The organism is Frigoribacterium sp. SL97 (assembly GCF_026625765.1).
Lineage (GTDB): Bacteria > Actinomycetota > Actinomycetes > Actinomycetales > Microbacteriaceae > Frigoribacterium.
Map to the genome: position 1 here is coordinate 1,852,562 of NZ_CP113062.1, position 24,411 is coordinate 1,876,972.

Below are 24,411 nucleotides of genomic sequence, written 5' to 3' on the forward strand. Positions count from 1 at the left end.
GCGCCGTCGCGACCTAGCGCCGTCGCGACCACTTCGTGAGGAGCATGTCGCCCGACACCAGGACGTGGTCGAGGGCGAGGCCGCGCAGGGCCATCTCGTCGCGGGCCGCGACGATGCGCGGGCCGGCTCCGCCCTCGAGGTTGGGCGACACGGTGAGGCACAGCTCGTCGACGACGTCGGCGGCGACGAGGTCGCCGAGCAACGCCGGGCCTCCTTCGGTGTGGATCTGGGGAAGCCCTCGCTCGACCAGGACCCGGACGAGGAGGCGCGGGTCCACCCGGTCGCGACCGCACGACACGACGTCGGCGACCTCGTCGAGTCGGGCCCGAGCCGCGCGAGGTGCCGCGTCGTGGGTGAGCACCAGAGGGCGGACCGGGGCGTCCGCGAACACGCCGCTCGCCGGGTCGAGGCCGAGTCCGCTCGAGACCACGGCGAAGACGGGGTGGTCGGACAGGCCCGCGGCCCGACGCCAGGCGACGGCCTCGTCGTCGAGTCGCATCGGGCCGTAGCCCTCGTCGCGGACCGTGCCCGCCCCGACCACGACCACGTCGCAGAGTCGGCGCAGCAGGTCGAAGACGAGCAGGTCGGCCGGCCCGCCCAGGTCGCGCGTCCTGCCGGCCGCCGTCGCCGATCCGTCGACGCTGGCGACGAAGTTCGCCCGCACGGACGGCGTCGTCCGGTCGTGGGGCCGGTGGAGCTCGACGAGGTCGTCGATCGTCAGTGCGCCACGGCCGACCGGGGGAGCGGGGTGCAGCTGCACGAGGGTGGTCGCGGTCACAGGGCGTCCTCGTCGAGGTTGTGGCGCTCGACGAGGGGGTCCCGCCAGCCGAGGATCGCCTCGACCATCCGGACGGCGTCGACGCTGGCCCGGACGTCGTGCATGCGGACGATGCGCGCGCCCTGCAGCACGCTCACCGTGGCCGCCGCGAGCGAGCCCGCCAGGCGGTCGGGCTTGTCGCGACCGAGCGACTCGCCGACGAAGTCCTTGTTGGACACCGCGGCGAGCGTCGGGTGACCCAGGGCCGCCACCTCGGACAGGCGCCGGGTGAGCTCGAGCGAGTGTCGGGTCGTCTTGTTCAGGTCGTGCCCCGGATCGACGACGAGTTTGTCGTCGGGCACGCCGTGGGCACGGGCGACGTCGACCCGCCGTGCGAGGAACTCGACGACCTCGGCCACGACGTCGCCGTAGTGCGGACGGGGGTGCGGACGCCGTGGTGCCGCGAGGCTGTGGGTGACGACGAGCGTGGCCTCGCTGTCGGCGACCACGTCGGCCAGGCGCGGATCGTGGAGCCCCGTGGTGTCGTTGACGACGTGCGCCCCGGCGGCGATGACGCGCTCGGCGACCTCGGGGCGGAAGGTGTCGACCGAGATCACGACGTCGGACCGGCTCGCGAGCGCCTCCACCACGGGCAGCACCCGGTCGAGTTCGTCAGAGGCGGACAGCTCGGGCCCGGGCGCGAAGGGGACGCCCCCGATGTCGACCCAGTCGGCGCCCGCCTCGGCCGCGTCCACGGCGGCCTGCACGGCGCGGTCGAGGGCGAAGGTCGCGCCACGGTCGAAGAACGAGTCGGGCGTGCGGTTGACGATCGCCATGACGGCGACCTGGTGCGAGAATTCGAAGGTCCGTGACCCGATGCGACGGCGGGGGACGAGGAGGGGCGGCACGGCGAATCCGGCGGGGTGGGCCGCGGGGGAGGGAGCGGCCGCCTCAGCCACGGGAGGTGCCGATCAGGGCGACCGCCTCGGCCCGCGCCGACGGCGTGGACAGGACGCCCCGGCTCGCGAGCGTCACCGTCGTGCTGCCCGTCTGACGGGGGCCCCGGGTCGTGACGCATCCGTGCGAGGCGTCGAGCACCACGAGGACGCCGTCGGGGCGGGCGCCGGTCTCCACGGCCTCGGCGATCTCCTCGCCGAGTCGCTCCTGGAGCTGGGGGCGCGAGGCGACCGCGTCGACCACGCGGGGGAGCGCACCCAAGCCGACGATCGTCTCGCCCGGGACGTAGGCCACGTGAGCGACGCCGACGAAGGGCAGCAGGTGGTGCTCGCACACCGACCGGAACGAGATGTCGCGAACGATCACGACCTCGCCCAGCTGGTGCGCTTCGGCCGGGACGGTGGCTTGGCGGACGAGATCGGCCGCGTCGACCGTGAGCCCCGAGAAGAACTCGGCGTAGGCGTCGGCCACGCGTCGGGGGGTCGACTCGAGCCCGGGCCGGTCGACGTCCTCGCCGATCGCGGCGAGCAGTTCGAGCACGGCGGCCTCGATGCGGGGCCCGTCGATCGGCGGAGGAGTCATCGCACCATCCTCTCAGGCGGAGGGGCCGACCGCGCCGTCGGTGCTGCTCCCGAGGTCGACGGCGGACTCGCGGGGGAGCGCCTCGTGGTGGCGCCGTCCGTGGCTGCGCCGCGCCTCCTTCATCTCGGCCTCGAAGAGGTGCTTCTTGCCGTCCGCCAAGGAATCACGTACGTTCTTCTCATGGTCGCGGAACGCGGCGTAGTAGCCGTCGTCGTAGTCCTCGACGAGTTGGTACGTCCAGCGTCCCTCGACGACGTTGCGACCGACGAGGTCCCGGTCCAGCAGGTCGGCGATCTCGTCGTGCCCGGCTCGGCGAAGCGATTCCACGGCATCGCCGAGGGCGAGGTCGGCCTTGCCGGTCAGTCGGTGGAATCCGTAGAGGAATCCACGGGCCTGCTCGACGATCTCGAGCGCGGCGGAGAGTTCGCCGAGCGCAGCAACGGTGTCGTCGTCGAGCCCGTGGGGTCGGCGATGCGCGTCGTCGGGCGGCGTGGGGGTCGTGTCGGTCGTCATGCGACCAGGAAACTCCGAGGAGGCGCGGCGTGCGTCAGCGGGGAGCGCTTCCGTCGCCCCTCTCGACGTTACTTGACATAATGATCATTATCAGTCACGCAGGGATGACGCCGGAAGGGGTGCGCGGTGGCTCGGGTGGCGCCCCGCCCTCACGCCCCGGACGACTCGGCCAGCACCCGACGCAGCAGCTCGGCCAGGTCGCCGGGTTCGACCGGCTCGTCGGTGGTCGCCAGCTCGTCGAGGGTGAACCAGCGCGACTCGACGATGTCGCTGCGCTCGTCGTCGGTCCAGTCGTCGTCGACGACCTCGAAGTGCGGAAGGCGGACGACGTAGAACTCGGCGTGACCGTGCGTGTGGTCGGCGTCGTCCCAGGACACCTCGAAGTCGTCCACGCGCACGACGTCACCGACCTCGGTGACCACCTGTCCGGTCTCTTCGTGCAACTCGCGGATCGCCGCCTCGACATGGGTCTCGCCCGGGTCGACCCCGCCACCCGGCGTGATCCAGCGAGCGAAGCGACTCGTGTCGGGCGCCACCGTCTTCATCAGCAGCACGCGGTCGTCGTCGTCGAGGACGAGGAGGCGCGAGGTCGGTCGGACGATGCGCTCGGTCACGAAGGGGCCCGTCTCAGACGATCGGGGCGAAGTCGCTGGTGTCGCCCACCAGGCGGGTGTGGTCGGCCGGGACGGGGTCGACGGCGGCCGACGCGACCTCGGCGGCGAACTCGGCGACGTTGTAGAGCTTGCCCGCGCTCTCTTTCCGCGACGAGATGGCACCGGGGTTCGAGCGTTCGAGCAGGGTCGCCGTGATCGTGCCCTCGATCATGTCCCCCGAGACCACGACGAACTCGACGCCCGCGGTCTCGAGCTGCGGCAGCATCTCGCGCAGGGCGTCCTCGCCGGCACGCTTGCTGAGGGCGACGGGGAGGTACTCGGGCATCGTCTCGGTCGTGCGGATGAAGTGCGCCTGGTGGCTCGTGACGAAGACGACGCGCGACCCCGGGGCGAGCAGCGGCAGGGCCGCGGTCAACAGCGCCACCTGGGCGTCACGGTTGAGCTTGAGCGCGTAGTCCTCGGCCATGCCCGTCTCCATGCCGCCCGAGGCGTTCATCACGAGCACGTCGAGGCCGCCCCAGGCGTCACGCACCGTGTCGAACATCGCCGCCAGGCTGGCCTCGTCGGTGAGGTCGGCCCCGATGGCGATCGCCTCGCCGCCCGCCTGCTCGATGGTCGAGACGAGCTGCAGTGCGCGCTTCTCCTTGTTGCGGTAGTTCACGACGACCTTGGCTCCGGCCTCGGCGAAGTAGCGCACGGTGTCGGCACCGATCCCCCGGGACGATCCGGTGACCAGGACTCGGGCTCCGGCGAGGGACTCTGCGGCGAGGGGGTTGGACAAGGCGTGCTCCAGACTGTGCGGGGATCGATCGGCCCGTGGACCGGACTCGACCCTACCAATCCCCCTCGTCATCGTCAGGGGCGGGTGATAGTTTTCATAACAGGGGAACGAGAGAAGGTCGACGTGGACGTCTTGAACGATTACGCATGGGTCGCGTGGATCGCGCTCATCCTGGTGTTCGTCATCGTCGAGGTGACGACGCTCGAATTCACCTTCCTCATGCTCGCCATCGGCAGCGTCGGCGGGCTGCTCGCCGGCCTCTTCGGTGCCCCGTGGTGGCTGCAGGCGATCATCGCGGCCGTCCTCGCGGTCCTGTTGCTGTTCACCGTGCGGCCGCCGTTGCTGCGGGCGCTCCGCCGCGGGGGCGATCCGACCCCCAGCAACGTCGAGGCGCTGCTCGGGCTGCGCGGCACGGTCGTCGTGCCCATCGGCTCCGACCCCGGCCAGGTCAAGCTGTCGAACGGCGAGACCTGGACGGCCCGCGTGCTGTCCTCCCCCGCGACGTCGGCAGGCCCCGACCTCGCACTCGACACCGGGGCCCCGGTCGTCGTGACCGCCATCGAGGGGTCGACCGCCTTCGTCGCCCCCGCAGAGAGGTCCTGAAGCCATGGACACCATCAGTGCCGGAACCGTCGTCACGATCGTGGTCGTCGCGATCGTCGTCGTGCTCGTCCTCGTCATCCTCTTCCGCTCGGTCCGCATCATCCCGCAGGCGAGTGCCGGCGTGGTCGAACGTCTGGGGCGGTACCACAAGACCCTCTCCCCCGGGCTCAACCTGCTGGTGCCGTTCATCGACCGCGTGCGGCCGCTGATCGACATGCGCGAGCAGGTCGTCTCGTTCCCGCCGCAGCCCGTCATCACCGAGGACAACCTGGTCGTCTCGATCGACACGGTCGTGTACTTCCAGGTGACCGACGCCCGGGCGGCCACCTACGAGATCGCCAACTACCTCGGGGCCGTCGAACAGCTCACGACGACCACGCTGCGCAACGTGGTCGGAGGGTTGAACCTCGAGCAGGCCCTCACCAGTCGCGACAACATCAACGGCCAGCTGCGCATCGTGCTCGACGAGGCCACCGGCAAATGGGGCATCCGGGTCGGTCGCGTCGAGCTGAAGGCCATCGATCCGCCCCTGTCGATCCAGGACTCGATGGAGCAGCAGATGCGTGCCGAGCGCAACCGTCGCGCCGCCATCCTCACCGCCGAGGGCACCAAGCAGTCCCAGATCCTCGAGGCCGAGGGGTCGCGACAGTCGTCGATCCTCAAGGCCGAGGGCGACGCCAAGGCCCAGGTGCTGCGGGCACAGGGCGAAGCCGAGGCCATCGCGACGGTCTTCAACGCCATCCACGCCGGCGACCCCGACCCGAAGCTGCTCGCGTACCAGTACCTCCAGACCCTGCCGAAGATCGCGGACGGCTCGGCCAACACGATGTGGATCATCCCGAGCGAGTTGACCGAGGCCCTGAAGGGCATCGGGCAGGGCTTCTTCGCCCCGCGCGACCCGAACGCCCCGGGGTGGACCCCGACCGAGGCCCCCAAGGTCTCCGAGATGGACGTCACGCCCGACCTCGCATCGACCGTCGACCTCGAGGCCGAACCGGACCTCGGCTTCCCGACCGTCACCACGCCCGGTGAGACCGGCTCCGGTGTCGGTTCCGGAGGCGCGGGTGCGGCCGGCGCTGACCGGCCGGCTCCCGGGGCGGGCGCGTCGGACACCGGGCCGACCACTCCTCCGGCGACCTCGTAGTGCCGTCCGCTCCCCCGGTCTCGGCCGGCTGGTTCGCTCCGGCCGGCCCCCGGGTGTTGGCGCACCGGGGCCTGGCCGTCGACGCCCCGGAGAACACGATGCTGGCGTTCGCCCTCGCCGTGTCGGCCGGGGCGACGTACGTCGAGACCGACGTGCACGCCACGCGCGACGGCATCGCGGTGATCAGCCACGATCCCGACCTGACGCGGCTCGCGGGACGTGAGGAGCGCCTCCTCGACCTCGACCTCGCGGAGGTCAAGATGGTCCGGCTCGACGGTGAGCACGAGATCCCCACCCTCGACGAGGCGCTCGACGCCTTCCCGGAGACCCGGTTCAACATCGACCTCAAGTCGGACGAGGCCGTCGCACCGGCCGTCCGAGCGATCGCCCGCGTCCGGGCGACGGATCGCGTCCTGGTGACCTCGTTCGACCACCGGAGGCGTCTGCGGGCGGTCCGGGCCCTGCCGGGAGTCGCGACGTCGGCCTCGTCCCGGGGCATCGTCGCGGCGGTTGCCGCAGGCCTCGTCCCCCTCCCCCGTCTCCGGCGGTCGCTGGTGCGGCGCGCCCTCGCCGGGTGCCGGGCCGTCCAGGTCCCCGAGCGCAAGGGCCCGGTCCGCATCGTCACGACCGCGCGCGTGGCCGAGTGGGCGGCCCTGGGTGTCGAGACGCACGTGTGGACCGTCAACGAGCCTGCCGACATGGTGAGGCTGCTCGACCTGGGCGTGCACGGCATCGTCACCGATCGCACCGACCTGGCGCTCGACGAGGTGCGTCGGCGCGCCGTGTGACCCCGTCCCGAGACTGCCCGGGCACTGTGAAGGGACTGTGAAATCGCACGGCCCGGAACGGCGGAGGGCCAGAACGGGTTACAACGGGTGATTGCAACGCGAGAGGAGACCACACAATGGCAGATCGCAGTTTGCGCGGAATGAGGCTCGGCAGCCAGAGCCTGCAGAGCGAAGAGGGCGTGGAGTTCTCGCCCCGCAAGAAGGCCGTCTACCAGACGACCGACGGTCAGACGTTCGACATGGTGTTCGCTGCGGACGCCGAGATCCCGGACATCTGGCAGTCGCCCAAGAGCGGCCAAGAGGGTCGTCTGCTCTCGGCCGACGGCAAGCCCGTCGAGATCGACGCCGGAGACGTGAAGGTCCCCCGGAGCCACTGGGACATGTTGCTCGAGCGACGCAGCCGCGACGAGCTCGAGGAGCTCCTCCAAGAACGACTCGACTTCCTCAGGGCCCGAAAGGGTCAGCACAAGATCGGCGCCTGACGACCCGTCCGGCAGCGATCCGACGAGAAGGCCCGACCACCTCACGGTGGTCGGGCCTTCTCTCGTCCCGGCGGAGCCGGACCGTCAGTCGACGACCCGCCACCGCGGCAGGATCGGGTCGGGTGCCTCGTCGAGCCGGCGTCGACGAGTGGAACGCCGGGTCCCGATGAAGAGGCGCGACAGCAGCAGCATCGCGAGACCGAAGAACGACACGAGGAGTTCGATCGCTCGACTCGCCACGACGGCGGGCGTCGTCCCGGTACCGAGGTCGACGACAGCCACCATCGTTCCGGGCTCGTAGTCGGGGATGCTCGCGGTCGTCCTGCCCGAGGCGTCGATGGCCCGCGTCGAGGCGACGGTCGAGACGTTGACGAGGGGACGCGCCGTCTCGATCGCCCGCAGGCGTGCGATGGCGAGCTGTTGCTCGTTCTCGTCGGTCTGCCCGGGACGGGTCCCGAAGTCGGCGTTGTTGGTCTGGCCGATGATGACCTGCGCGCCCTCGTCCATCATGTTGGTGATGAGCTGGTCGTCGACGATGTCGAAGCAGATCGAGATCCCGGCACGGAAGTCACCGAGGTCGAAGACCTCGTCCCGCGTGCCCGGCGTGTAGTCCCGCCCGATGAGGTCGATCAGGTCGGGAGCGAAGGGCCGCCAGAAGGCGCGATCGGGGACGTACTCCCCGAACGGGACCGGGTGCTTCTTGTCGTACTGGTCCGCCACTCCACCGTCCGACCAGAGCAGGGACGAGTTGTGGACGGTCTCACCGTCGTCGCTCTCGGTGATGACGCCCGACACGAGGGGGGCGTCGTAGCCACGGGAGATCGCGTCGAAGACGTACTGGCCGGTGGCGTCGCGGGTGGGATCACGGTCGCTGCCTCCCTCGGGCCAGACGATCATGTCGAGGGAGCGCTGGTCCTCCGGCAGCCGTGCGAGCTGGGCCTGCAGGTCGCTCATCGCGAGGACCTGGGCGTTGGTCAGGTCGCCGTACTGCCGGTCGGCGAAGTAGCCGGCGTCGCCGTCGCCCTGGACGGCGGCGATGGTGGCGGTGCCCGAGGAGTGCGTCGGCCAGTGCGGCACCGCGAGGGCGGCGACCACGACCGTGGCAGCGGCGAGCACGCGGGTCGAACCCCGGACGGTCGTCTGCAGGGCGAGCTGGATCAGTGCGGCGACGATCGCCACCATGAGGAACGACAGCCCCGAGATGCCGAGCCAGGCGACGAGACCGGCGAACGGGCTCTCGGACTGGCTGAGGGCCACGCGACCCCAGGCGAAGCCGCCGTAGGGCCAGTTGCCGGCGACGAACTCACGGAGCGTCCAGAGCCCCCCGACGACGACGGGCAGGAGGACTGTGCGGCCCAGGGTGCCGGGCCAGATGAGCGGGACCCAGCGGTACGCGAGGGTGATGAGCATCGCCCCGGCGGCGAAGAAGAGCGCCTCGAGGGTCGACAACGCGGCCCAGGGCACGACACCGAGGAAGAGCGTCGCCCACGAGATGTGGATCAGGTAGAAGGACAGGCCCGCCACGAGGCCGACCAGGAAGGAACCGCCGAGCGACCGGCCCCGGAGGGCCACCAGCACGAACCCGATGCCGACGAAGGTCAGCGGCCAGACGTCGCCGTCCGGGAAGCCGCCGTCGAGGACGGCGCCGGCACCGAGGGCGACGATCAGGGCGAGCCAGAGGGGCAGTCGGACGTCGGTCGCTCGGGAAGACACCCCGCGATTCTAGGTGGCGGCGTCTGGGAGGCCGGTCGTCCTCGGCGGACGTCCGGCCTCGTCGGGGAGGAGGGTCAGGGGCCGACCGCGGTGTAGGCCACGATGCCGCGACGGACGGCGTCGAGCGCCTGCCGGGCCGTCGGACCGACCGGCAGGTCCCCCACGACCGACAGCTGGTCGAGCAGGTCGATCGTCTGCTTCGTCCAGCGGACGAAGTCGCCGGCGGCGAGGTCGGCGTCGTCGAGCACCGAATCGAGTGCGGCACCGCGGGCCCAACGGTGCATCGCGAGGGCGAGACCCGGTGCCGGGGGCTGGCTGCCCGGAAGGTGGTGCTCGTGCTCGAGGTCGTCGAGTTCCGCCCAGAGCAGCTGCGTGGCGTCGAGCGCGGCACGGAACTCGCCGCGAGGCAGGAATCGCTCGGAGAGCTGGCCTTCGTCCCGACGGGGCTCGTACACGAGGGTGGCCGCCATGGCCGCCATGGACGGCACGTCGAGCATGTTCCACACACCGAGGCGCAGGCTCTCGGCCACGAGCAGGTCGCGATCGCCGTAGATGCGCCGCAACGTGCGACCGGTCGGGGCGACGGTGACCTCGACGTCCCGCGGGACGCGACCCGCCCCTCCTGCGTTCGTGCCCGTGGGGACGAGGTAGCCGCGGTCGAGCAACACGTCGGTGACCCGGTCGAAGACCTTGGCGACGGCGCCGGTCCGACTGCGGATCTGCGCCGACAATTGGTCGGTCTGCTTCTTCAGCTTGAACCAGCGCTCGGACCAGCGGGCGTGCTGTTCGCGCTCCGGACAGGCATGGCAGGGGTGCGTCCGCACCTGCCGACGCAGTTCGCCGATGCGACGCTGACGCTTGTCGCGCTCGGCCCGCGACTGCGAGTCGGCCCGGGCCGCCCCCTGCTTCTCGAGGTCGCCGACCTCTCGACGCAGCATCGTGTACTCGCCGAAGTCACCCAGGTGGCACGCCATCGACGCGGCGTAGCCGTCGAGTGACTGCTGCTGCGATCGCACCTTGCGGGCCAGGTCGACGACCGAGCGGTCGGCCTGGAACTGTGCGAACGACGTCTCGAGCACCTCGCGGGTGCGGGATCGCCCGAACTGCTCGATGAGGTTGACGGCCATGTTGTACGTCGGCCGGAAGCTGCTGTTCATCGGGTAGGTGCGCCGCGAGGCCAACGAGGCGACGGCCTGCGGGTCGAGACCCTGCTGCCACTGGATGAGCGAGTGGCCCTCGACGTCGATGCCCCGGCGACCGGCACGACCGGTCAACTGGGTGTACTCGCCGGGCGTGATGGGCACCCGAGCCTCGCCGTTGAACTTCTCGAGCTTCTCGAGCACGACCGTGCGGGCCGGCATGTTGATGCCGAGCGCCAGCGTCTCGGTCGCGAACACGACCTTGACGAGCTTCTTCTGGAAGAGCTCTTCGACGACTTCCTTGAAGGCCGGCAACAGGCCGGCGTGGTGGGCCGCCACACCTCGCTCGAGCCCGTCGAGCCACCGCCAGTAGCCGAGGACCGCGAGGTCTTCGTCGCGCAGGGTGCGACAACGGGCCTCGACGATCTCGCGGATCTCACGACGCTGGTCGGCGGTCGTGAGACGGATGCCCGACCTCAGCACCTGGGACACGGCCTGGTCGCAGCCGACCCGGCTGAAGACGAAGAAGATGGCGGGGAGCAGGTTCTGGTCGTCGAGCATCTCGACGATCTTCCAGCGGTCGAGGCGACCGGGACCGCCCTGCGTCGGAGGTACGACGTGGCCCCGGGGGCCGGTCCGACCCACCGAGTGGCCGTCTCGACGACCACCGCTCCGCCCGCCGCGTCGACCGAGCGAGGTCGCGCGCAGGAGCTCGGGGTTGACCCGGTTCGTCGCGGCCTGCCCCGAGGAGTCGAAGAGGTCCAGGAACTTGCCCCCGACCAGGACGTGTTGGTCGAGGGGCACGGGACGGTCCTCGGAGACGATGACCTCGGTGCTCCCCCGGACCGTCTGGAGCCAGTCGCCGAATTCTTCGGCGTTCGACACCGTGGCGCTCAACGAGATGAGCCGCACGTCGAGCGGCAGGTGGATGATGACTTCTTCCCAGACCGCGCCGCGGAACCGGTCGGCCAGGAAGTGGACCTCGTCGAGGACGACGTACCGCAGGTCGGTCAGCATCTCGGACCCGGCGTAGATCATGTTGCGGAGCACCTCGGTCGTCATCACGACGATGCGCGCCCGGGAGTTCACGTTCGTGTCACCGGTGAGCAGCCCGACCTCGGACGCTCCGTACTCGGCCACGAGTTCTTGGAACTTCTGGTTGCTCAGTGCCTTCATGGGTGCGGTGTAGAACACCTTGGCCCGCGGGTCCTGCATGGCGAGGTGGATCGCGTACTCGGCCACCAGGGTCTTGCCGGCGCCGGTCGGTGCCGCGACGAGGACGCTGTCGCCCGCTTCGAGGGCGGCGCACGCGGCGAGCTGGAACGGGTCGAGGGCGAAGCCGAGACGGGACCGGAAGGCCTGGAGCTTGGGGGTCTTGTCTCGCGTCTTCGCCGCGGCGAAGCGTTCCGCGGGACTGAGGTCGGGGCTCACCGGGTCACCCCGCCGCGAGTTCGGCGTCGAGCGCGGCTGCCCGCTTCGCGACCCGGCGGTCGTGCAGCCAGGCGACGCCGGCGGCGAGGAAGAACAGCACGATCATGGGGATGGCCAGGAGGAACATCGAGAAGATGTCGGCCGACGGGGTCGCGATCGCGGTGAACAGGACGATGACGAGGATGGCCACCCGCCAGCCCTTGACGATGGCGGCGGCCGAGACGACGCCCACGAAGTTCAACAGCACCAGGAACACCGGCATGACGAAGGCGATGCCCACGGCGAGCACCAGCTTGAGGACGAAGTCGTAGTAGACCTTCGACTCGATGATCGTCGCGTCCTGGGTGTCGACGAAGCCGGTCATGACCTCGACGATGTGGGGCAGCACGTACCATCCCGCCAGGCAGCCGCCCAGGAAGAGCGGGATGGCGGTGCCGATGAAGCCGACGGCGTAGAGCTTCTCTTTGCGCACGAGGGCGGGAACGATGAAGGCCCAGACCTGGTACAGCCAGACGGGACTCGAGATGACGACGCCGACGGTGACCGCGATCTGGAGCTTGAGGTCGAAGGCGCCCGTGATGTTCGAGTAGTTGAGGGTGGTCTCACCCGTGCGTGCCGCCGCGATCGCCTCGACCGGCGACCTCAGGGCGTCGAGGACGAAGGGCGCGAGGAACCAACCGGCGACAGCAGCCAGGATGAGGGCCAGGGCGGAGATGAAGAGTCGCTTGCGCAACTCGAGCAGGTGTTGCCCGAGGGACATCTTGCCGTCACGGCCTCGGCTGCGGCCCGTGCCCCTCCCCTGGGTGCTGTCGCCACGAGTCGTCGTCGTGGCCACGCGTCAGGACTTCGGCGGGACGTCGCGGTTCGGCGACGGGTACGAGTCGTCGACGCGTCGTGCGGTCGGACCGTCGGTGTACCGGGCGGACGAGTCGTCCGGACGACGGACGGGACGGTCCTCGAGGTCGTCGTCGACGGCCGACTCCTTCTTGTCGCTGTTGACCTCGTTCTTGAAGATGCGCATCGACTGGGCGATGCTCTTCGCGAGGGCCGGGAGCTTCGGCGCACCGAAGAGCAACAGGACGATCGCCAGGATGATGATCAGGTGCCAGCCTGAGAGCGCGTTTCCGAACATGATGGGGTCTCCTTGCGGGGCAGGGTGACGTCCACTCTACCGTGCGGCCTCGTCTGCGGCAGGCACGGCGCAGGCGATGCACAGGGCGTGCCGCAGCCGGACGTTCAGGGAGTGACGGACGGGTCGACGTCGTAACGCTCGATCGCCCGACGCGCCCAGTCGGCCACGGCCGAGCGCGCCGACTCGGGCCCGACGACCTCGGGGTGACCCGGGAGTCCCGCCACGAGGCGACAGAGCGTGCCGAGTCGGTTGACGCGCAACCGGAGGCGCACGCGGTCGTGCGGGAGGGGTTCGGGTTCGTCGGGACCGTAGTCCGCGAGGAGCGGCGCCGCGGCGGCGTCGAGGTCGAGCACCACGACCAGGTCGTCCGGAGACCCCTCGAACAGCGTCTCGGGCAGGGTGACGTCGTCGGCCCGGTGAGCGATCGGAGTCGCGGTGAGCGCCGGGGAGGCGATCCGGTCGAGTCGGAACGTCCGGGGAGCCTCGCGCAGGTGGTCCCAGGCCCTGAGGTACCAGTCGGCGTCGACCGACTCGACCCGCAGCGGGTCCACCCGCCGTCGTTCCGCGACCCCCCGGGTGCCGCGATAGTCGAACTCGAGCTGGACGCCCGCCTCGACCGCCCGGCCGACGAGCCCCAGGACCTCGTTCGTCTCGGACTGGTCGACGGCCACCTGGCTCGGTTCGCTGGACGCCCCACGCGACAGCTTGCTCATCAGTGTGGCGATGGCCGCGCGGTCCGCGTTCTCGGGCAGCGACGAGAGGTACTGCAGGCCCGCGATGAGGGCGGCGGCTTCGCGGGCGGAGAACCGTGGCGAGTCGTCGATGGCGACGAGGTTGGTCAGCACGATGACGTCGTTCTGCTCGAAGTCGTCCCACGCGATGTCGAAGAGGTCGCCGTGCTGGTACTGCGTCGTCTCGCCAGGGACGCCCGAGACGGCGATCAGCTCGACCGCACGCCGGATCTCGCCCACGCTCACGCCGAAGTGCGCGGCCGCCTCGGCCACGCTGACTCGCTCGTGGTCCATGAGCCACGGGACGAGCGACAGCAGGAAGGCGAGCTTGTCGGCCGCGTGGAGGGCACCGCGGGGCTCAGCCACGGGCACCCCCGTCGACCGGGCCGGTGGTGTGGGCGGCGAGCACGGCCTCGAGGCGGGTGCGCACCAGGGCACGGAGACCGTCGGGTTCGACGACGGTGACCTCGGGACCGAAGGAGGCCAGCTCGTCGGCGAGCAGGTTGTCGTCGGTCCAGTGGACGAGGAGCGTGTCGGCATCGAGACGGGTCGTGCCACGGCGCTTGCCGAGTCGGGTCTCGGCGTCGGACAGGGGCTCGACGCGGACGGTCGCGGTGCGATCGCGCCAGACCTGCTCGAGGTCGGCCAGCGCGCGCTCGGCCGTGGCGTCGTTGGGTCTCGTGTACGGGGTGGTGGTCAGCTGGACGGGGCCGACGACACGGGACAGGAGGAAGGTCTTGAGTGCCCCCGTGCCGACCTCGACCGCCGACACCAGCCACCGGCCCTGGTGCTGCACCAGGGCTGCCGGGGCGACCTCGCGCCGGCGGGCGGACTCGTCACCGGGCTTCAGGTAGTCGAACCGGACGACGACGCCCCGGTCGAGCGCCGTCCGCAGCGGCTCGAAGGCCGCGTCGCGGGAACGGAGCCGAGGGGCGTACTCGAGCTCGGGAACGCTCGCCGCGCCGCCGAGCGAGCGCAACTTGAGGAGTGCCCGTCGGGACTCGTGCGAGAGCGACCCCTCGCGCCACACCATCGCCGCCAAGGTGAGGAGGGCGGTCTCCTCGGACGAGAACGAGATGTCCTCGGGCAGCTCGTACGCGCCCCGCGGGATGCGATAGCGGAGTGCCTGGTTGTTGCCTGCCGCCGCCGGGTCGTCGATCGTCTCGAGGGGGACGCCCAGTTCGCGGATGTCGTCCTTGTCCCGCTCGAACTGCCGCTCGAGCGCGGCGTTGTCACCCGAGCGCGAGTACTTCTGGCGGTACCCCTGGACGGTCGACAGGATCTCGGTCTTGCTCAACCCGGAGTCCGTCGCGAGCAAGGCCAACACGAGGCTGAAGAGTCGCTCTTCGACGGGGACGCGGGGGGTGCGGGCAGTGGGCACGGCGACCGGCTCAGCAGGGCCGGGTCATCGGATCGCCCCGAGCACGTCGAACACGTACACGTAGGCGGAGCCACCGCTGTCGGACGTCGCGGGGAGCACGACCATGACCTGCGAGCCGACCTGCTGGCCCACCAGGGCCGAGCGGATGTCGTCGGGGATCTGCTCGTCGCCGAGGTCGACCGGCGTCGCCGAACCGCCGTTGGTCCAGGTCGACCCCGCGACCGTGGACGGCTGGCTCCAGGTGACGGCCGTGAACTGCACGACGGCGGAGTCGTCGGCGGTCAACGTAGGACCGTGCCCCTTGCGGACGAGGTGCACGACCTCGTCGGTGGGGGCGTCACCCGCGGGGATCGTGATGCCGGGTGCACCGTCGGGGGCGGTGACCACCGCGGGCAGGCCGTCCGCGCCGAGCTGGAGGGCCCCGTCGGCCTTCGCGAGGAACGCCCGCTTGACGTCGACGACGGCGACGTAGGCGGCGTCGGGATCGTCGTTCGGGGTCGACGCGGCGCCGTTGATCGATGCCGAGAGGTCGCTGGCCTTGACGGCGACCGCGACGCGCGACCCCACCGTGGAGCACTCCAACGCGTCGACGAGCGGGGCGAGCGTCTGCCCGCCCACCGTCAACGGGACGTTCGTCGAGCCGTCGTAGCCGCTGTCCTCGAGTTCCTGGCCCGTGCTGCCGTCGAACAGGGTGTAGTCGATGACGACCGGGGTGCCGTCGACGAGTCGCTGACCGTCGCCCTCGATGAGCGTCGAGACCTCGGTCTTCTTGGTCACGATCGGCGTCGGCACGTCGACGTCGGGCTTCGTGCCGAAGTCGCCGGTCGCGGTGACGACCGAGGCGGCGTCACCCGTGGGAGGGCAGCCGGCGGAGCCGGGGCCGGCCGTGCTCGAGCAGGCCGTCATCGAGGCGAGCAGGCCGACCGTCACGACGAGGGCGGGGATCTTGCGCACGGGGACTCATTTCGTGGAGGCGACCGGGGGGTCGGGTGGGGCGACCGGTCGGGTCGTTCGGATGCGGGGACAGCTTAGCGGGGGTGGTCGGAGCCCTCGACGATGCTCAGGCCGGGGTGGAACCGGTCGACGTGCCGTCGGCGCCGGCTCCGTCGGTGGTGCCGTCGACGGCCTCGGTCGCCGCGATCGCGGCCTCGGCCGCCGTCCGGGCCTGGCGTGCCGTCTTGCGCAGCTTCTTGTCGCTGGCCGACCGCTCGCCGAGTGCGCCGGGCGTCCAGGCCTCGACGTCGGCATCGCTGTAGTCGGACTTGGAGGGGCGTCGTTTGAGCTGCGGGAGCACCGCTCCCGGTGCCAGCCGGCGGGCGGTGAGGAGGAAGCCGGTGTGCCCGATCATGCGGTGGTCGGGGCGGACGGCGAGGCCCTCGACGTGCCAGCCGCGGACGAGCGTCTCGGACGCGTCGGGCTCGGTGAAGGCCTCGGAGGCGCGCAGGGCCTCGGCCGTGCGCGAGAGCTGTGTCGCGGTGGCGACGTAGCAGATCACCAGACCGCCCGGCTTGAGGGCGTCGGCCGTGACGTCGACGTTCTCCCACGGCGCGAGCATGTCGAGCACGACCCGGTCGACCGTCCCGTCGGGCATCGCCGCGGGCAACTCGTCGGCCAGGTCGCCGACCGTGACCGTCCAGTTCTCGGGCTCGGCACCGAAGAAGCTCGCGACGTTGCCCTCGGCGACGTCGGCGAACTCCTGTCGGCGCTCGAAGGACGCCAGGCGACCCTCGGGGCCGACGGCCCGCAGCAGCCAGAGCGACAGCGCACCCGAACCCACGCCCGCCTCGACGACCGTCGCGCCGGGGAAGATGTCGGCGAACGCCACGATCTGGGCGGCGTCCTTCGGGTAGACGATGGCCGCGCCCCGGGGCATGGACATCACGAAGTCGCTCAGCAGCGGACGGAGGGCGAGGTACTCGTCGCCCGTCGTGCTGGGGACGACGGACCCGTCGGGCAACCCGACGACGTCGTCGTGCGCGATCATGCCGCGGTGCGTGTGGAACACGGCGCCCGGGGTCAGCACGATGGTGTTCATCTTGCCCTTGGGGCCCGTGAGCTGGACCTTGTCGCCTTCGACGAAGGGGCCGGACTGGCGGCGGAACGCGGTCATGCGAGGGTGCTGCTTTCGGTCGGGTCGCACCCCGAGGGGTGCAGGAGGCGCGGCGTGCGCACCGGGGTCAGGAGTCGGAGGTCGCCTGGTCGCGGACGGCACGGCCGGCCCGGTGCAACGCGCGGAGGTCGTCGACCGTGGTGCCGACGAGGGTGTCGCGGCGGATGTAGGGGCCGTCGTCGGCGAGCGGTGCGTGGTGCTCGACGCCGATCGCGACGGTGCCGGCGGCGACGGCCGAGGCCAGGCCGGGCGTGCTGTCCTCGATGGCGATGCAGTCGGCGGGGTCGACGCCCAGCAGGGCGGCGCCCCGGAGGTAGGCCTCGGGGTGCGGCTTGGCGTGCTCGACGTCGTCGCCGGCGACGATCGCGTCGAAGGCCTCGAACTCGATGGCGTCGACCATGAACTGGGCCATGCGGCGGATGGACATGGTGACCAGGGCGGTCGGGACGCCTTCTCGGCGGAGCTCGGCGAGGAGTTCCTTCGCCCCGGGACGCCACGGGATCTCGACCGCGGCGCGCTCGAGGACCGCGGTGGTCAGGCGGTCGATGATCTCGTCCTCGGTCAGGTCGACCCCGTGGGACTGCAGGACCCGGGCGGACTGCCACAGGCCGCTCCCGATCATGGCGTCGCCGTCCTCACGGCTCCAGGTGCCGCCGAACGACTCGACCAGTTCGACCTGGCAGAGGAACCAGTACGGTTCGGTGTCGACGAGGGTTCCGTCCATGTCCCACAGGACGGCGGCGGGCAGGGTTTCGGTCACGGCGGACGAGTCTACCGGGCCTGGTCGACGTGGCCTCCCGGCCCGCGCCTCCTGGTGGCGGTCACGGTCTATCGTGGAGGGTCAAGCGCCGGACGCCCTTCCGGCACGGTGAGGACTCAGGTTGACGAACACGTCGGATTTCGCTGCGGGACGCCTGCTGGTGGTCGCCTTCGAGGGCTGGAACGACGCCGGCGAGGCCGCCAGCGGCGTCGCGCGCAGCCTGGTCGAGACCCTCTCGCTCGAACCGGTGGCCGAACTCGACGGCGAACGGTACATCGACTACCAGTTCAACCGCCCGCAGGTGGGGCTCGACGACGACGGGGTGCGAACCCTCGTGTGGCCGCGCATCCAGCTGCACGCGGCCGCCGACGCCGCGACGGTCCTCCCCCGCGACCCGTCGTCGCCCACCACCGAGGTGCTCGTGCTGCTCGGTGCCGAACCGTCGCGGAGCTGGCGCGGCTTCGCCGCCGAGATCGTCGACCTGATCGACGTGCACGACGTCACGGGCGTGGTGTTCCTCGGAGCCATGCTCGCCGACGTCCCCCACACGCGGCCCATCTCGGTCTTCGTCAGCAGCGAGAACGAGGCCGTCCGCGACGAGTACACCCTCGAGCGCAGCACCTACGAGGGGCCGGTGGGCATCTTGTCGGTCCTCGCCGACGCCGTCGAGGCCGCGGGCGTGCCGACCCTGTCGATCTGGGCCTCCGTCCCCCACTACGTCCACAACGCCCCGTCGCCCAAGGCGACGCTCGCGCTCATCGAGAAGCTCGACGAGCTCTCGGGCGTGACGATCCCCCGCGGCGAGCTCGCCGCCGAATCGACGGCCTGGGAGTCCGGCATCGACGCCCTCGCCGCCGACGACGAGGACATGGCGGGTTACATCGAGCAGCTCGAGCAGGCCCGCGACACGGTGGACAGCCCCGAGGCGAGCGGTGAGGCCATCGCGCAGGAGTTCGAACGGTACCTCCGTCGGCGCGACGGCAAGGGAGGGGACGGACGACCGGACGACCCGCGGTACCCCCCGGTCCCCTGACCGGTCCGCCGGCGACGACCCGTCAGGAGGGGCGGGGTGGGGCCCGATACGACGGCCCCGGTCAGGTGGCGGGCCCGCCCGGGACCGCGACGCCGTTCTCGTAGGCGAACACCACGGCCGCCGTCCGGTCGCGGAGGCCGAGCTTGCCGAGCACGTTGGAGACGTGCGTCTTGACCGTGGCCTCGCCCAGGAACAGCCGGCGGGCGATCTCGGCGTTGGAGGCCCCCGAGGCCAACCGGTCGAGCACCTCGCGTTCGCGTTCGGTGAGGGTCGCCAGTGCGGGGCTGGGGACGACGACGCGCGTCGTCGCGGGGTCGCCCACGGCGCGTTCGACCACGGCACGGGTGAGTTGGGGCGAGAGCAGGGCGTCTCCGCGGTGGACGACGGCGATCGCCTCGATCAGGTCCTCGGGCGTCGCCGTCTTGAGCAGGAAGCCGCTCGCCCCCGCCTGCAGGGCCCGGAAGACGTAGTCGTCCCGGCCGAAGGTCGTCAGGACGAGGACCGCCGGGCCGCCCCCGGGTGACTGCGCGAGGATGCGACGCGTGGCCTCGAGTCCGTCGAGGACGGGCATCTCGATGTCCATGACGACGACGTCGGGGCGGAGCCGCCGGACGAGGTCGACGGCCTCGAGCCCGTCGCAGGCCTCGCCGACGACGCGGACGTCGGGTGCGGTGTCGAGGATGATGCGGAAACCCGTGCGGACGAGGTCCTGGTCGTCGACGAGCAGGACGGAGACGGGGGCGGTCGTGTCGGTCATGGTCTCTCGGAGGGTTCGGCGGCGGTGACGTGGTCGAGGGGGCGGGCGTCGGCGCAGGCGTTCACGGGCAGGACCGCGCACACCCGGTAGCCCCCGCGCGGGCGGCGGCCGAGCTGGAGCTCGCCCCCGTGCAGGTCGACCCTCTCGCGCATGCCCCGCTGGCCCAGTCCGGGGCCGGTCGCCGTCGATCCCTGCGGGATTCTCGCGCCGGGATAGGGCATGGGGCCGGGACGACCGTCGTCGACGACCTCGACCTCGATCGTCCGGTCGCCGTAGCGGAGGTGCACCTCGGCGAGGGAGGCGTTGCCGTGCTTGAGGGTGTTGGTCAGGGCCTCCTGGGTGATGCGGTACAGGGTGACCCCGATGCTCTCGGGGACGTCGCGGGCGTCGCCGTGCACCGAGAACCGGACGTCGAGGCCCAGGGCCCGCGTGTCGGCCATGAGTTCGGGCAGGGCGCCGAGGCCCGAGGGGCCGGACCCGGCCTCGCCGTCCCGCGAGCGCAGGACGGACAGCAGGCGGTCGAGCTCGTCGATGGTCGTCCGCGCCGTGCCCTCGACGGCCGAGAGGGCGCCTCGTGCGATGTCGGGCCGGTCGAGCGTCCGCCGGGCGGCGCCCGCCTGGATGCCGATGACGGCCACGCGGTGGGCGACCACGTCGTGCAGCTCACGGGCGAGGCGGGTGCGTTCTTCGTTGATGGCCCGATCGCCGGCGACCTCGTGGGCGGCGCGCAGCTCGACCCCCGTGCGTTCGAGGGCGTGGAGCCGGGTGGCCGACACGCGGGCCGCCCGGCCGAACGCGATGGCCGTGACGAGGACGATGCCGTTCGACACGAGCGTGTAGGCGATCGTGGCGAGGGTCACGGGGTCGGGTGCCTCGGCGTCGGACACGTAGACGGAGTGCAGCCACACGCCGAGCCAGACGAACATGACCGCGGTCACGACGACGCTGACGACGAGCGCACGGGCGCGCCGGGCGGCCCAGGCGTTCGCGGTGAAGATGACCACGAACTCGACGATCGACGGGGTGAGGGTGTCGGGGTAGCCCCGCAGCTGGGCGGCCAGGAACACGGCCGACACGACGACGAGGACGGCCACGGGACGCTGCCGTCGGAAGGCGAGCGGGGCGCAGAGGCCCAGGAGCCACAGCACGCTCTCGAGGGTCGAGGGCGAACCCGCCCCGTCGGCGTCCTCGACGATGACGGCGCTGAGCCAGAGCGTGACGAGGCCGAGCGCCGCGGTGAGGGCGGTGATCCAGAGGTCGACGCGGGTGTCGCGTCGGGTGAGCGGCCGGCGGGCGTCGCCCGGCGTCGCGGCCGGGGCCGGGGCGGTCGTCGACGTCTCCACGCCGACCATCGTAGGGCAGACGGGCGTGCTGATTGAGGAAGACTCATGCATGCGCATGGAGAACGGGATGGACGACCCGTTTCGTCCGGGTGCCGGGACGGACCGGTCGCCTCGGCGCCGTCGGCGGCGTTCAGGTGCGCAGGTCGATGCCCAGCAGCGCCTGCACGGCGTCGACGTCGACCTCGGACGGGGCCGTTCCCCGGGCCACGACGGCGTCGACGGCGTCGAGGGCCGAGGGCGTGTCGAGGTCGTCCGCCAGCGACGAGCGCAGGCCGACGACCAAGGGGGTGGGGGCCGGGACCGGCACCGCGCCTCCTGCTCTCGTGGCTGCCCAGGCGAGCCAGCGCTCGAGACGACGTTCGGCGGCGACGAGGTCGGCGTCGAACCACTCCCAGTCGGAGCGGTAGTGGTGCGCCAGGAGGGCGAGCCGGACGGCGCGGGGGTCGCGGCCCGCGGCGACGAGCTCGCTGACCTTCACGAGGTTGCCGAGCGACTTGCTCATCTTCTCGCCCTGGTAGCCGACCATCCCGGTGTGCGTGTGGTGGACGGCGTAGGGGCGGCCGGTGAGGGCCGTGCCGTGCGCCGTGCTCATCTCGTGGTGCGGGAACACCAGGTCGCTCCCGCCGCCGTTGACGGTGACGGGCACGTCGAGGTGCTGCTGGGCGATGACGGTGCACTCGATGTGCCAACCGGGTCGGCCGGCGCCCACGGTGGTGGGCCACGACGGCTCGTCGTCGCGGGCCGCGCGCCAGAGCAGCGGGTCGAGGGGGTCGCGCTTGCCGGCGCGATCGGGGTCGCCGCCGCGCTCGGCGAAGAACCGGGCCATCGTCTCGGCGTCGTAGCGACTCTCGAGCCCCAGGTGCCAGTCGGTGTCGCGCTCGGCGGCCCGGACGTCGAAGTACAGGTCGTCGCCGGCGCTCGAGGCATCGGTCGGCACGGGGTACGCGAGACCCCGGTCGAGGAGGCGCGCCACGGCGTCGGCGACGTCGGTCACCACCTCGGTCACCGCGACGTAGTGCGTCGGCGGCACCACGGCCAGGTGCTGCATGTCGCTGCGGAAGAGGTCGGTCTGGCCGTCCGCGAGCTCCCGCCAGTCGACGCCGGTGGCCGTCGCCCGCTCGAGCAGCGGGTCGTCGACGTCGGTCGTGTTCTGCGCGTAGACCACCTCGACCCCGGCGTCGCGCCAGACGCGCAGCAGGGTGTCGAAGGCCAGGTAGGTCGACGCGTGACCCAGGTGGGTGGCGTCGTACGGCGTGATGCCGCACACGTAGAGACCGGCCCGCGACCCGTCGACCTCGGTCGGGTGCACCGTGCCGGTCGACGTGTCGTGGAGCGCCGGGAGGTCTCCCAGGCCCGGGAGGCGCGGGACGTCGGGTTCTGCCCAGGACCTCATGCGGCCACCACGCCCGTGCCGAGCAGGACGAGCAGGACGACGCCGAGCACGATGCGGTAGGCCACGAACGGGGCGAAGCTGCGGCGCGAGATGTAGTTCATGAAGAACGCGATGACGACGAAGCCGACGACGAACGCGACGACCGTGGCGGCCAGGGTCTCGCCCAGCGAGTAGGGCCCGGGGTCGCTGAAGCTCTGGACGAGTTCGTAGAGACCGCTGCCGAAGACGGCGGGCACGGCGAGCAGGAACGAGAACCGGGCGGCGGCGGGACGCGTGTAGCCGAGTGCGAGTGCCGTGGTCGTCGTGGCACCCGACCGCGAGACGCCGGGGAAGAGCGCCAGCACCTGGGCGACGCCGACGGCGATGCCGTGGCCGTAGCGCATGTCCTCGAAGCGCTCGGTCTTCTTGCCGAGACGATCGGCCAGTCCGAGAAGGACGCCGAACACGATCAGGACGATCGCCACGATCCAGAGCGAGCGGAACACCGTGCGGATGTACTCCTGGGCGACGTACCCCACGAGCACGATCGGGACGGTGCCGATGATGACGAGCCAGCCCATGCGGACGTCGGGGTCGGTGCGGGGGATCTTGCCGGTCACGCCCGCGAACCAGCGCGAGACGATGCGGGTGATGTCGCGCCGGAAGTAGATGACGACCGCGAGCTCGGTGCCGAGCTGCGTGATCGCCGTGAAGGTGGCGCCCGGGTCGAACTCGGCCGCCGCCCCGGGATCGCTGAAGAACAGGCCGACGAGCCGCAGGTGGGCGCTCGACGAGACGGGGAGGAACTCCGTGAGGCCCTGGACGAGGCCGAGCAGGAGTGCCTGGAGGAGATGCTCCACGCGGGTGACCCTTCTGGTGCGGGGGTTGCTAGTACGTCGACAACAAGTCCCGCAGGACGCGACTGCCAAAGGATAGTGCGTCGAGCGGGACCCGTTCGTCGACGCCGTGGAACATGGCCGGGAAGTCCATGTCCTCGTCGAGCCGGAGCGGGGCGAAGCCGTACCCGGCGATGCCGAGCAGGCTGAGGGCCTTGTTGTCGGTGCCGCCCGAGAGCAGGTAGGGCAGGACGGGTGCTCCCGGGTCGTGCCGGTCGAGGGTGGCGGTGATGGCGTCCACCAGGGGCCCCGAGAAGGGCGTCTCGAGCCCGATGTCGGTGTGCATCGTCTCGATCTCGACGTCGTCGCCGATCAGGGCCCGGACCTCGGCGAGCACCGCCGCCTCCTGCCCCGGCATGCACCGGATGTCGACCAGGGCCTCGGCCGTGTCGGGCACGACGTTGTGCTTGTAGCCCGCCGTCAGCATCGTGGGGTTGGTCGTCGTGCGCAGCGAGCCGCGGATGAAGCCCTTGGCGGTGCCGGTGCGCAGGACCAGTTCGTCGGGTGCGACCTCGTGCACGTCGACGTCGAGGATGCGGGCCACCTCGCCCAGCAGGGCGGTCGTCGTGTCCGTCAGCACGATCGGCCACTGCTGGCGGCCGAGGACTGCCACCGCCTCGGCCAGGCGCGTCACGGCGTTCGCCTCGATCATCTGCGAGCCGTGGCCGGCGGTGCCCCGAGCCCTGAGCTTGATCCAGATCAGGGCCTTCTCGCCCGTCTGCAGCAGGTACGAGCGTCGACCGTCGATGAAGGTCGAGTAGCCACCGACCTCGCTGATCGCCTCGGTGGCGCCGTCGAACAACCCGGGGTGTTCCTTCACCAGGAAGTGCGAGCCGAGGACTCCCCCGGCCTCCTCGTCGGCGAGGAAGCCCAGCACGAGGTCGCGGGCCGGTCGTTCGCCCGCCCGCAGGATGTCGCCGACGGCCGTCAGCATCATGGCGTCCATGTTCTTCATGTCGACGGCGCCGCGCCCCCAGAGCATGCCGTCGCGGACGACGCCGCCGAACGGGTCGACCGACCAGTTCGCGGGGTCGGCGGGCACGACGTCGAGATGGCCGTGCACCACCAGTCCGGGCTTCGCCGGCTCGGCGCCCTCGACCCGGGCGATCACGCTGACCCGGCCGGGTTCGGACTCGAACAGCTGCGGCTCGAGGCCGAGGTCGCGGAGGGCCGCCTCGACGTACTCGGCGGCATCCGCCTCGCCGTTCGACCGCCCACCGCCGTAGTTCGACGTGTCGAACCGGATGAGGTCGCGGGCGATGCGGGCCGTCTCGTCGAGCTCGGGCTCGGTCGGGCCGGTGCTCGTGGGGGTCGTCGTCATGCGCCCCACGCTACCTGCCGCGCCGCTCACGCCGACGGACGTGGCCGTGGTCACGAGGGCCCTCCGAGCCG

25 protein-coding genes are annotated in these 24,411 nt (G+C 71.3%); 5 read left to right on the forward strand and 20 right to left on the reverse strand.

Features of this window, described 5'->3' with window-relative positions; translation table 11 throughout:
* Nucleotides 1–13: 13 nt before the first annotated feature.
* The 6 genes from OVA02_RS08840 to OVA02_RS08865 form a co-directional block, all read right to left on the reverse strand.
* The gene (locus tag OVA02_RS08840) at nucleotides 14–778 is read right to left on the reverse strand and encodes a pyrimidine reductase family protein (protein ID WP_056045067.1); all 765 of its coding nucleotides are present in this window, start codon (nucleotides 776–778) and stop codon (nucleotides 14–16) included.
* Complete coding sequence (folP, locus tag OVA02_RS08845; protein ID WP_056045069.1) at nucleotides 775–1,716, reverse strand: dihydropteroate synthase; 942 nt, start codon at nucleotides 1,714–1,716, stop codon at nucleotides 775–777. Before folP ends, OVA02_RS08840 begins: the two co-directional genes overlap by 4 nt.
* Nucleotides 1,709–2,296 (reverse strand): GTP cyclohydrolase I, encoded by a 588-nt coding sequence (gene folE / locus OVA02_RS08850; RefSeq protein ID WP_056045070.1) that lies wholly within the window; start codon nucleotides 2,294–2,296, stop codon nucleotides 1,709–1,711. Before folE ends, folP begins: the two co-directional genes overlap by 8 nt.
* A 12-nt stretch (nucleotides 2,297–2,308) precedes the next feature.
* A complete protein-coding gene (locus tag OVA02_RS08855; protein WP_056045073.1) occupies nucleotides 2,309–2,809 on the reverse strand; it encodes a hypothetical protein in 501 nt (166 codons plus the stop codon).
* Nucleotides 2,810–2,958: 149 nt separating this feature from the next.
* Entirely contained in the window at nucleotides 2,959–3,423 is a 465-nt protein-coding gene (locus OVA02_RS08860; RefSeq protein ID WP_056045075.1) for an NUDIX hydrolase, read from the reverse strand.
* A gap of 13 nt (nucleotides 3,424–3,436) precedes the next feature.
* A complete protein-coding gene (locus OVA02_RS08865; protein WP_056045077.1) occupies nucleotides 3,437–4,204 on the reverse strand; it encodes an SDR family oxidoreductase in 768 nt (255 codons plus the stop codon).
* 123 nt (nucleotides 4,205–4,327) lie between these two features.
* On the opposite strand from OVA02_RS08865, the gene OVA02_RS08870 reads away from it, so the two are divergent.
* The 4 genes from OVA02_RS08870 (at nucleotide 4,328) to OVA02_RS08885 (ending at nucleotide 7,221) form a co-directional block, all read left to right on the forward strand.
* The gene (locus OVA02_RS08870) at nucleotides 4,328–4,807 is read left to right on the forward strand and encodes an NfeD family protein (protein WP_056045080.1); all 480 of its coding nucleotides are present in this window, start codon (nucleotides 4,328–4,330) and stop codon (nucleotides 4,805–4,807) included.
* A gap of 4 nt (nucleotides 4,808–4,811) precedes the next feature.
* On the forward strand, nucleotides 4,812–5,951 hold the full coding sequence (locus OVA02_RS08875) for an SPFH domain-containing protein (protein ID WP_082460214.1): 1,140 nt from the start codon (nucleotides 4,812–4,814) through the stop codon (nucleotides 5,949–5,951).
* On the forward strand, nucleotides 5,951–6,739 hold the full coding sequence (locus OVA02_RS08880) for a glycerophosphodiester phosphodiesterase family protein (RefSeq protein ID WP_056045082.1): 789 nt from the start codon (nucleotides 5,951–5,953) through the stop codon (nucleotides 6,737–6,739). The genes OVA02_RS08875 and OVA02_RS08880 overlap by 1 nt, the downstream gene beginning before the upstream one ends.
* Before the next feature lie 116 nt (nucleotides 6,740–6,855).
* Complete coding sequence (locus OVA02_RS08885; RefSeq protein WP_043594952.1) at nucleotides 6,856–7,221, forward strand: RNA polymerase-binding protein RbpA; 366 nt, start codon at nucleotides 6,856–6,858, stop codon at nucleotides 7,219–7,221.
* An 84-nt stretch (nucleotides 7,222–7,305) separates the two neighbouring features.
* Here OVA02_RS08885 and lnt read toward each other — a convergent pair whose 3' ends face one another.
* From lnt to OVA02_RS08930, 9 genes are all read right to left on the reverse strand, one after another.
* On the reverse strand, nucleotides 7,306–8,934 hold the full coding sequence (gene lnt, locus OVA02_RS08890; RefSeq protein WP_082460215.1) for an apolipoprotein N-acyltransferase: 1,629 nt from the start codon (nucleotides 8,932–8,934) through the stop codon (nucleotides 7,306–7,308).
* 74 nt (nucleotides 8,935–9,008) lie between these two features.
* Nucleotides 9,009–11,504 carry a DEAD/DEAH box helicase gene (locus OVA02_RS08895; RefSeq protein ID WP_056045084.1) on the reverse strand — a complete coding sequence of 832 codons (2,496 nt, stop codon included), beginning with the start codon at nucleotides 11,502–11,504 and terminating at the stop codon, nucleotides 9,009–9,011.
* 4 nt (nucleotides 11,505–11,508) lie between these two features.
* Nucleotides 11,509–12,264, reverse strand: a complete 756-nt coding sequence (gene tatC, locus OVA02_RS08900) for a twin-arginine translocase subunit TatC (RefSeq protein ID WP_056047397.1) — start codon at nucleotides 12,262–12,264, stop codon at nucleotides 11,509–11,511.
* Between the two features lie 78 nt (nucleotides 12,265–12,342).
* The gene (tatA, locus tag OVA02_RS08905) at nucleotides 12,343–12,636 is read right to left on the reverse strand and encodes a twin-arginine translocase TatA/TatE family subunit (RefSeq protein ID WP_056045086.1); all 294 of its coding nucleotides are present in this window, start codon (nucleotides 12,634–12,636) and stop codon (nucleotides 12,343–12,345) included.
* A 104-nt stretch (nucleotides 12,637–12,740) separates the two neighbouring features.
* The gene (locus OVA02_RS08910) at nucleotides 12,741–13,733 is read right to left on the reverse strand and encodes a helix-turn-helix transcriptional regulator (RefSeq protein ID WP_056047399.1); all 993 of its coding nucleotides are present in this window, start codon (nucleotides 13,731–13,733) and stop codon (nucleotides 12,741–12,743) included.
* The gene (locus OVA02_RS08915) at nucleotides 13,726–14,748 is read right to left on the reverse strand and encodes a helix-turn-helix transcriptional regulator (protein ID WP_056045087.1); all 1,023 of its coding nucleotides are present in this window, start codon (nucleotides 14,746–14,748) and stop codon (nucleotides 13,726–13,728) included. Before OVA02_RS08915 ends, OVA02_RS08910 begins: the two co-directional genes overlap by 8 nt.
* Before the next feature lie 24 nt (nucleotides 14,749–14,772).
* Nucleotides 14,773–15,702, reverse strand: coding sequence for a hypothetical protein (locus OVA02_RS08920; protein WP_056045089.1), 930 nt, complete (start codon nucleotides 15,700–15,702; stop codon nucleotides 14,773–14,775).
* Nucleotides 15,703–15,808: 106 nt separating this feature from the next.
* The gene (locus OVA02_RS08925) at nucleotides 15,809–16,858 is read right to left on the reverse strand and encodes a tRNA (adenine-N1)-methyltransferase (protein WP_056045090.1); all 1,050 of its coding nucleotides are present in this window, start codon (nucleotides 16,856–16,858) and stop codon (nucleotides 15,809–15,811) included.
* 67 nt (nucleotides 16,859–16,925) lie between these two features.
* The gene (locus OVA02_RS08930) at nucleotides 16,926–17,618 is read right to left on the reverse strand and encodes an HAD family hydrolase (protein WP_233568315.1); all 693 of its coding nucleotides are present in this window, start codon (nucleotides 17,616–17,618) and stop codon (nucleotides 16,926–16,928) included.
* A 121-nt stretch (nucleotides 17,619–17,739) separates the two neighbouring features.
* Here OVA02_RS08930 and OVA02_RS08935 point away from each other — a divergent pair, with 121 nt between their 5' ends.
* Nucleotides 17,740–18,651: a proteasome assembly chaperone family protein gene (locus OVA02_RS08935; RefSeq protein WP_056045092.1), complete on the forward strand. Its 912-nt coding sequence runs from the start codon at nucleotides 17,740–17,742 to the stop codon at nucleotides 18,649–18,651.
* A 61-nt stretch (nucleotides 18,652–18,712) separates the two neighbouring features.
* On the opposite strand, the gene OVA02_RS08940 is transcribed toward OVA02_RS08935, so the two are convergent.
* The 5 genes from OVA02_RS08940 to OVA02_RS08960 all read right to left on the reverse strand — a co-directional run bounded on the left by OVA02_RS08940 (nucleotide 18,713) and on the right by OVA02_RS08960 (nucleotide 24,340).
* Nucleotides 18,713–19,408 carry a response regulator gene (locus OVA02_RS08940; RefSeq protein ID WP_056045093.1) on the reverse strand — a complete coding sequence of 232 codons (696 nt, stop codon included), beginning with the start codon at nucleotides 19,406–19,408 and terminating at the stop codon, nucleotides 18,713–18,715.
* Nucleotides 19,405–20,751: a sensor histidine kinase gene (locus OVA02_RS08945; protein WP_267658015.1), complete on the reverse strand. Its 1,347-nt coding sequence runs from the start codon at nucleotides 20,749–20,751 to the stop codon at nucleotides 19,405–19,407. The genes OVA02_RS08940 and OVA02_RS08945 overlap by 4 nt, the downstream gene beginning before the upstream one ends.
* Before the next feature lie 130 nt (nucleotides 20,752–20,881).
* Complete coding sequence (gene mshC, locus OVA02_RS08950) at nucleotides 20,882–22,144, reverse strand: cysteine--1-D-myo-inosityl 2-amino-2-deoxy-alpha-D-glucopyranoside ligase (protein ID WP_267658016.1); 1,263 nt, start codon at nucleotides 22,142–22,144, stop codon at nucleotides 20,882–20,884.
* Nucleotides 22,141–22,983 (reverse strand): undecaprenyl-diphosphate phosphatase, encoded by an 843-nt coding sequence (locus tag OVA02_RS08955; protein ID WP_056045103.1) that lies wholly within the window; start codon nucleotides 22,981–22,983, stop codon nucleotides 22,141–22,143. The genes mshC and OVA02_RS08955 overlap by 4 nt, the downstream gene beginning before the upstream one ends.
* Before the next feature lie 28 nt (nucleotides 22,984–23,011).
* A complete protein-coding gene (locus OVA02_RS08960; RefSeq protein ID WP_056045105.1) occupies nucleotides 23,012–24,340 on the reverse strand; it encodes a M20/M25/M40 family metallo-hydrolase in 1,329 nt (442 codons plus the stop codon).
* Between the last annotated feature and the right edge of the window lie 71 nt (nucleotides 24,341–24,411).

Coding starts and splice junctions, on each gene's coding strand:
- folE (WP_056045070.1), bottom strand. CDS start 2,296: ATGACTCCTCCGCCGATCGACGGGCCCCGCATCGAGGCCGCCGTGCTC.
- OVA02_RS08855 (WP_056045073.1), bottom strand. CDS start 2,809: ATGACGACCGACACGACCCCCACGCCGCCCGACGACGCGCATCGCCGA.
- OVA02_RS08875 (WP_082460214.1), top strand. CDS start 4,812: ATGGACACCATCAGTGCCGGAACCGTCGTCACGATCGTGGTCGTCGCG.
- OVA02_RS08885 (WP_043594952.1), top strand. CDS start 6,856: ATGGCAGATCGCAGTTTGCGCGGAATGAGGCTCGGCAGCCAGAGCCTG.
- tatC (WP_056047397.1), bottom strand. CDS start 12,264: ATGTCCCTCGGGCAACACCTGCTCGAGTTGCGCAAGCGACTCTTCATC.
- tatA (WP_056045086.1), bottom strand. CDS start 12,636: ATGTTCGGAAACGCGCTCTCAGGCTGGCACCTGATCATCATCCTGGCG.
- OVA02_RS08925 (WP_056045090.1), bottom strand. CDS start 16,858: ATGACCGCGTTCCGCCGCCAGTCCGGCCCCTTCGTCGAAGGCGACAAG.
- OVA02_RS08940 (WP_056045093.1), bottom strand. CDS start 19,408: ATGACCGACACGACCGCCCCCGTCTCCGTCCTGCTCGTCGACGACCAG.
- mshC (WP_267658016.1), bottom strand. CDS start 22,144: ATGAGGTCCTGGGCAGAACCCGACGTCCCGCGCCTCCCGGGCCTGGGA.
- OVA02_RS08960 (WP_056045105.1), bottom strand. CDS start 24,340: ATGACGACGACCCCCACGAGCACCGGCCCGACCGAGCCCGAGCTCGAC.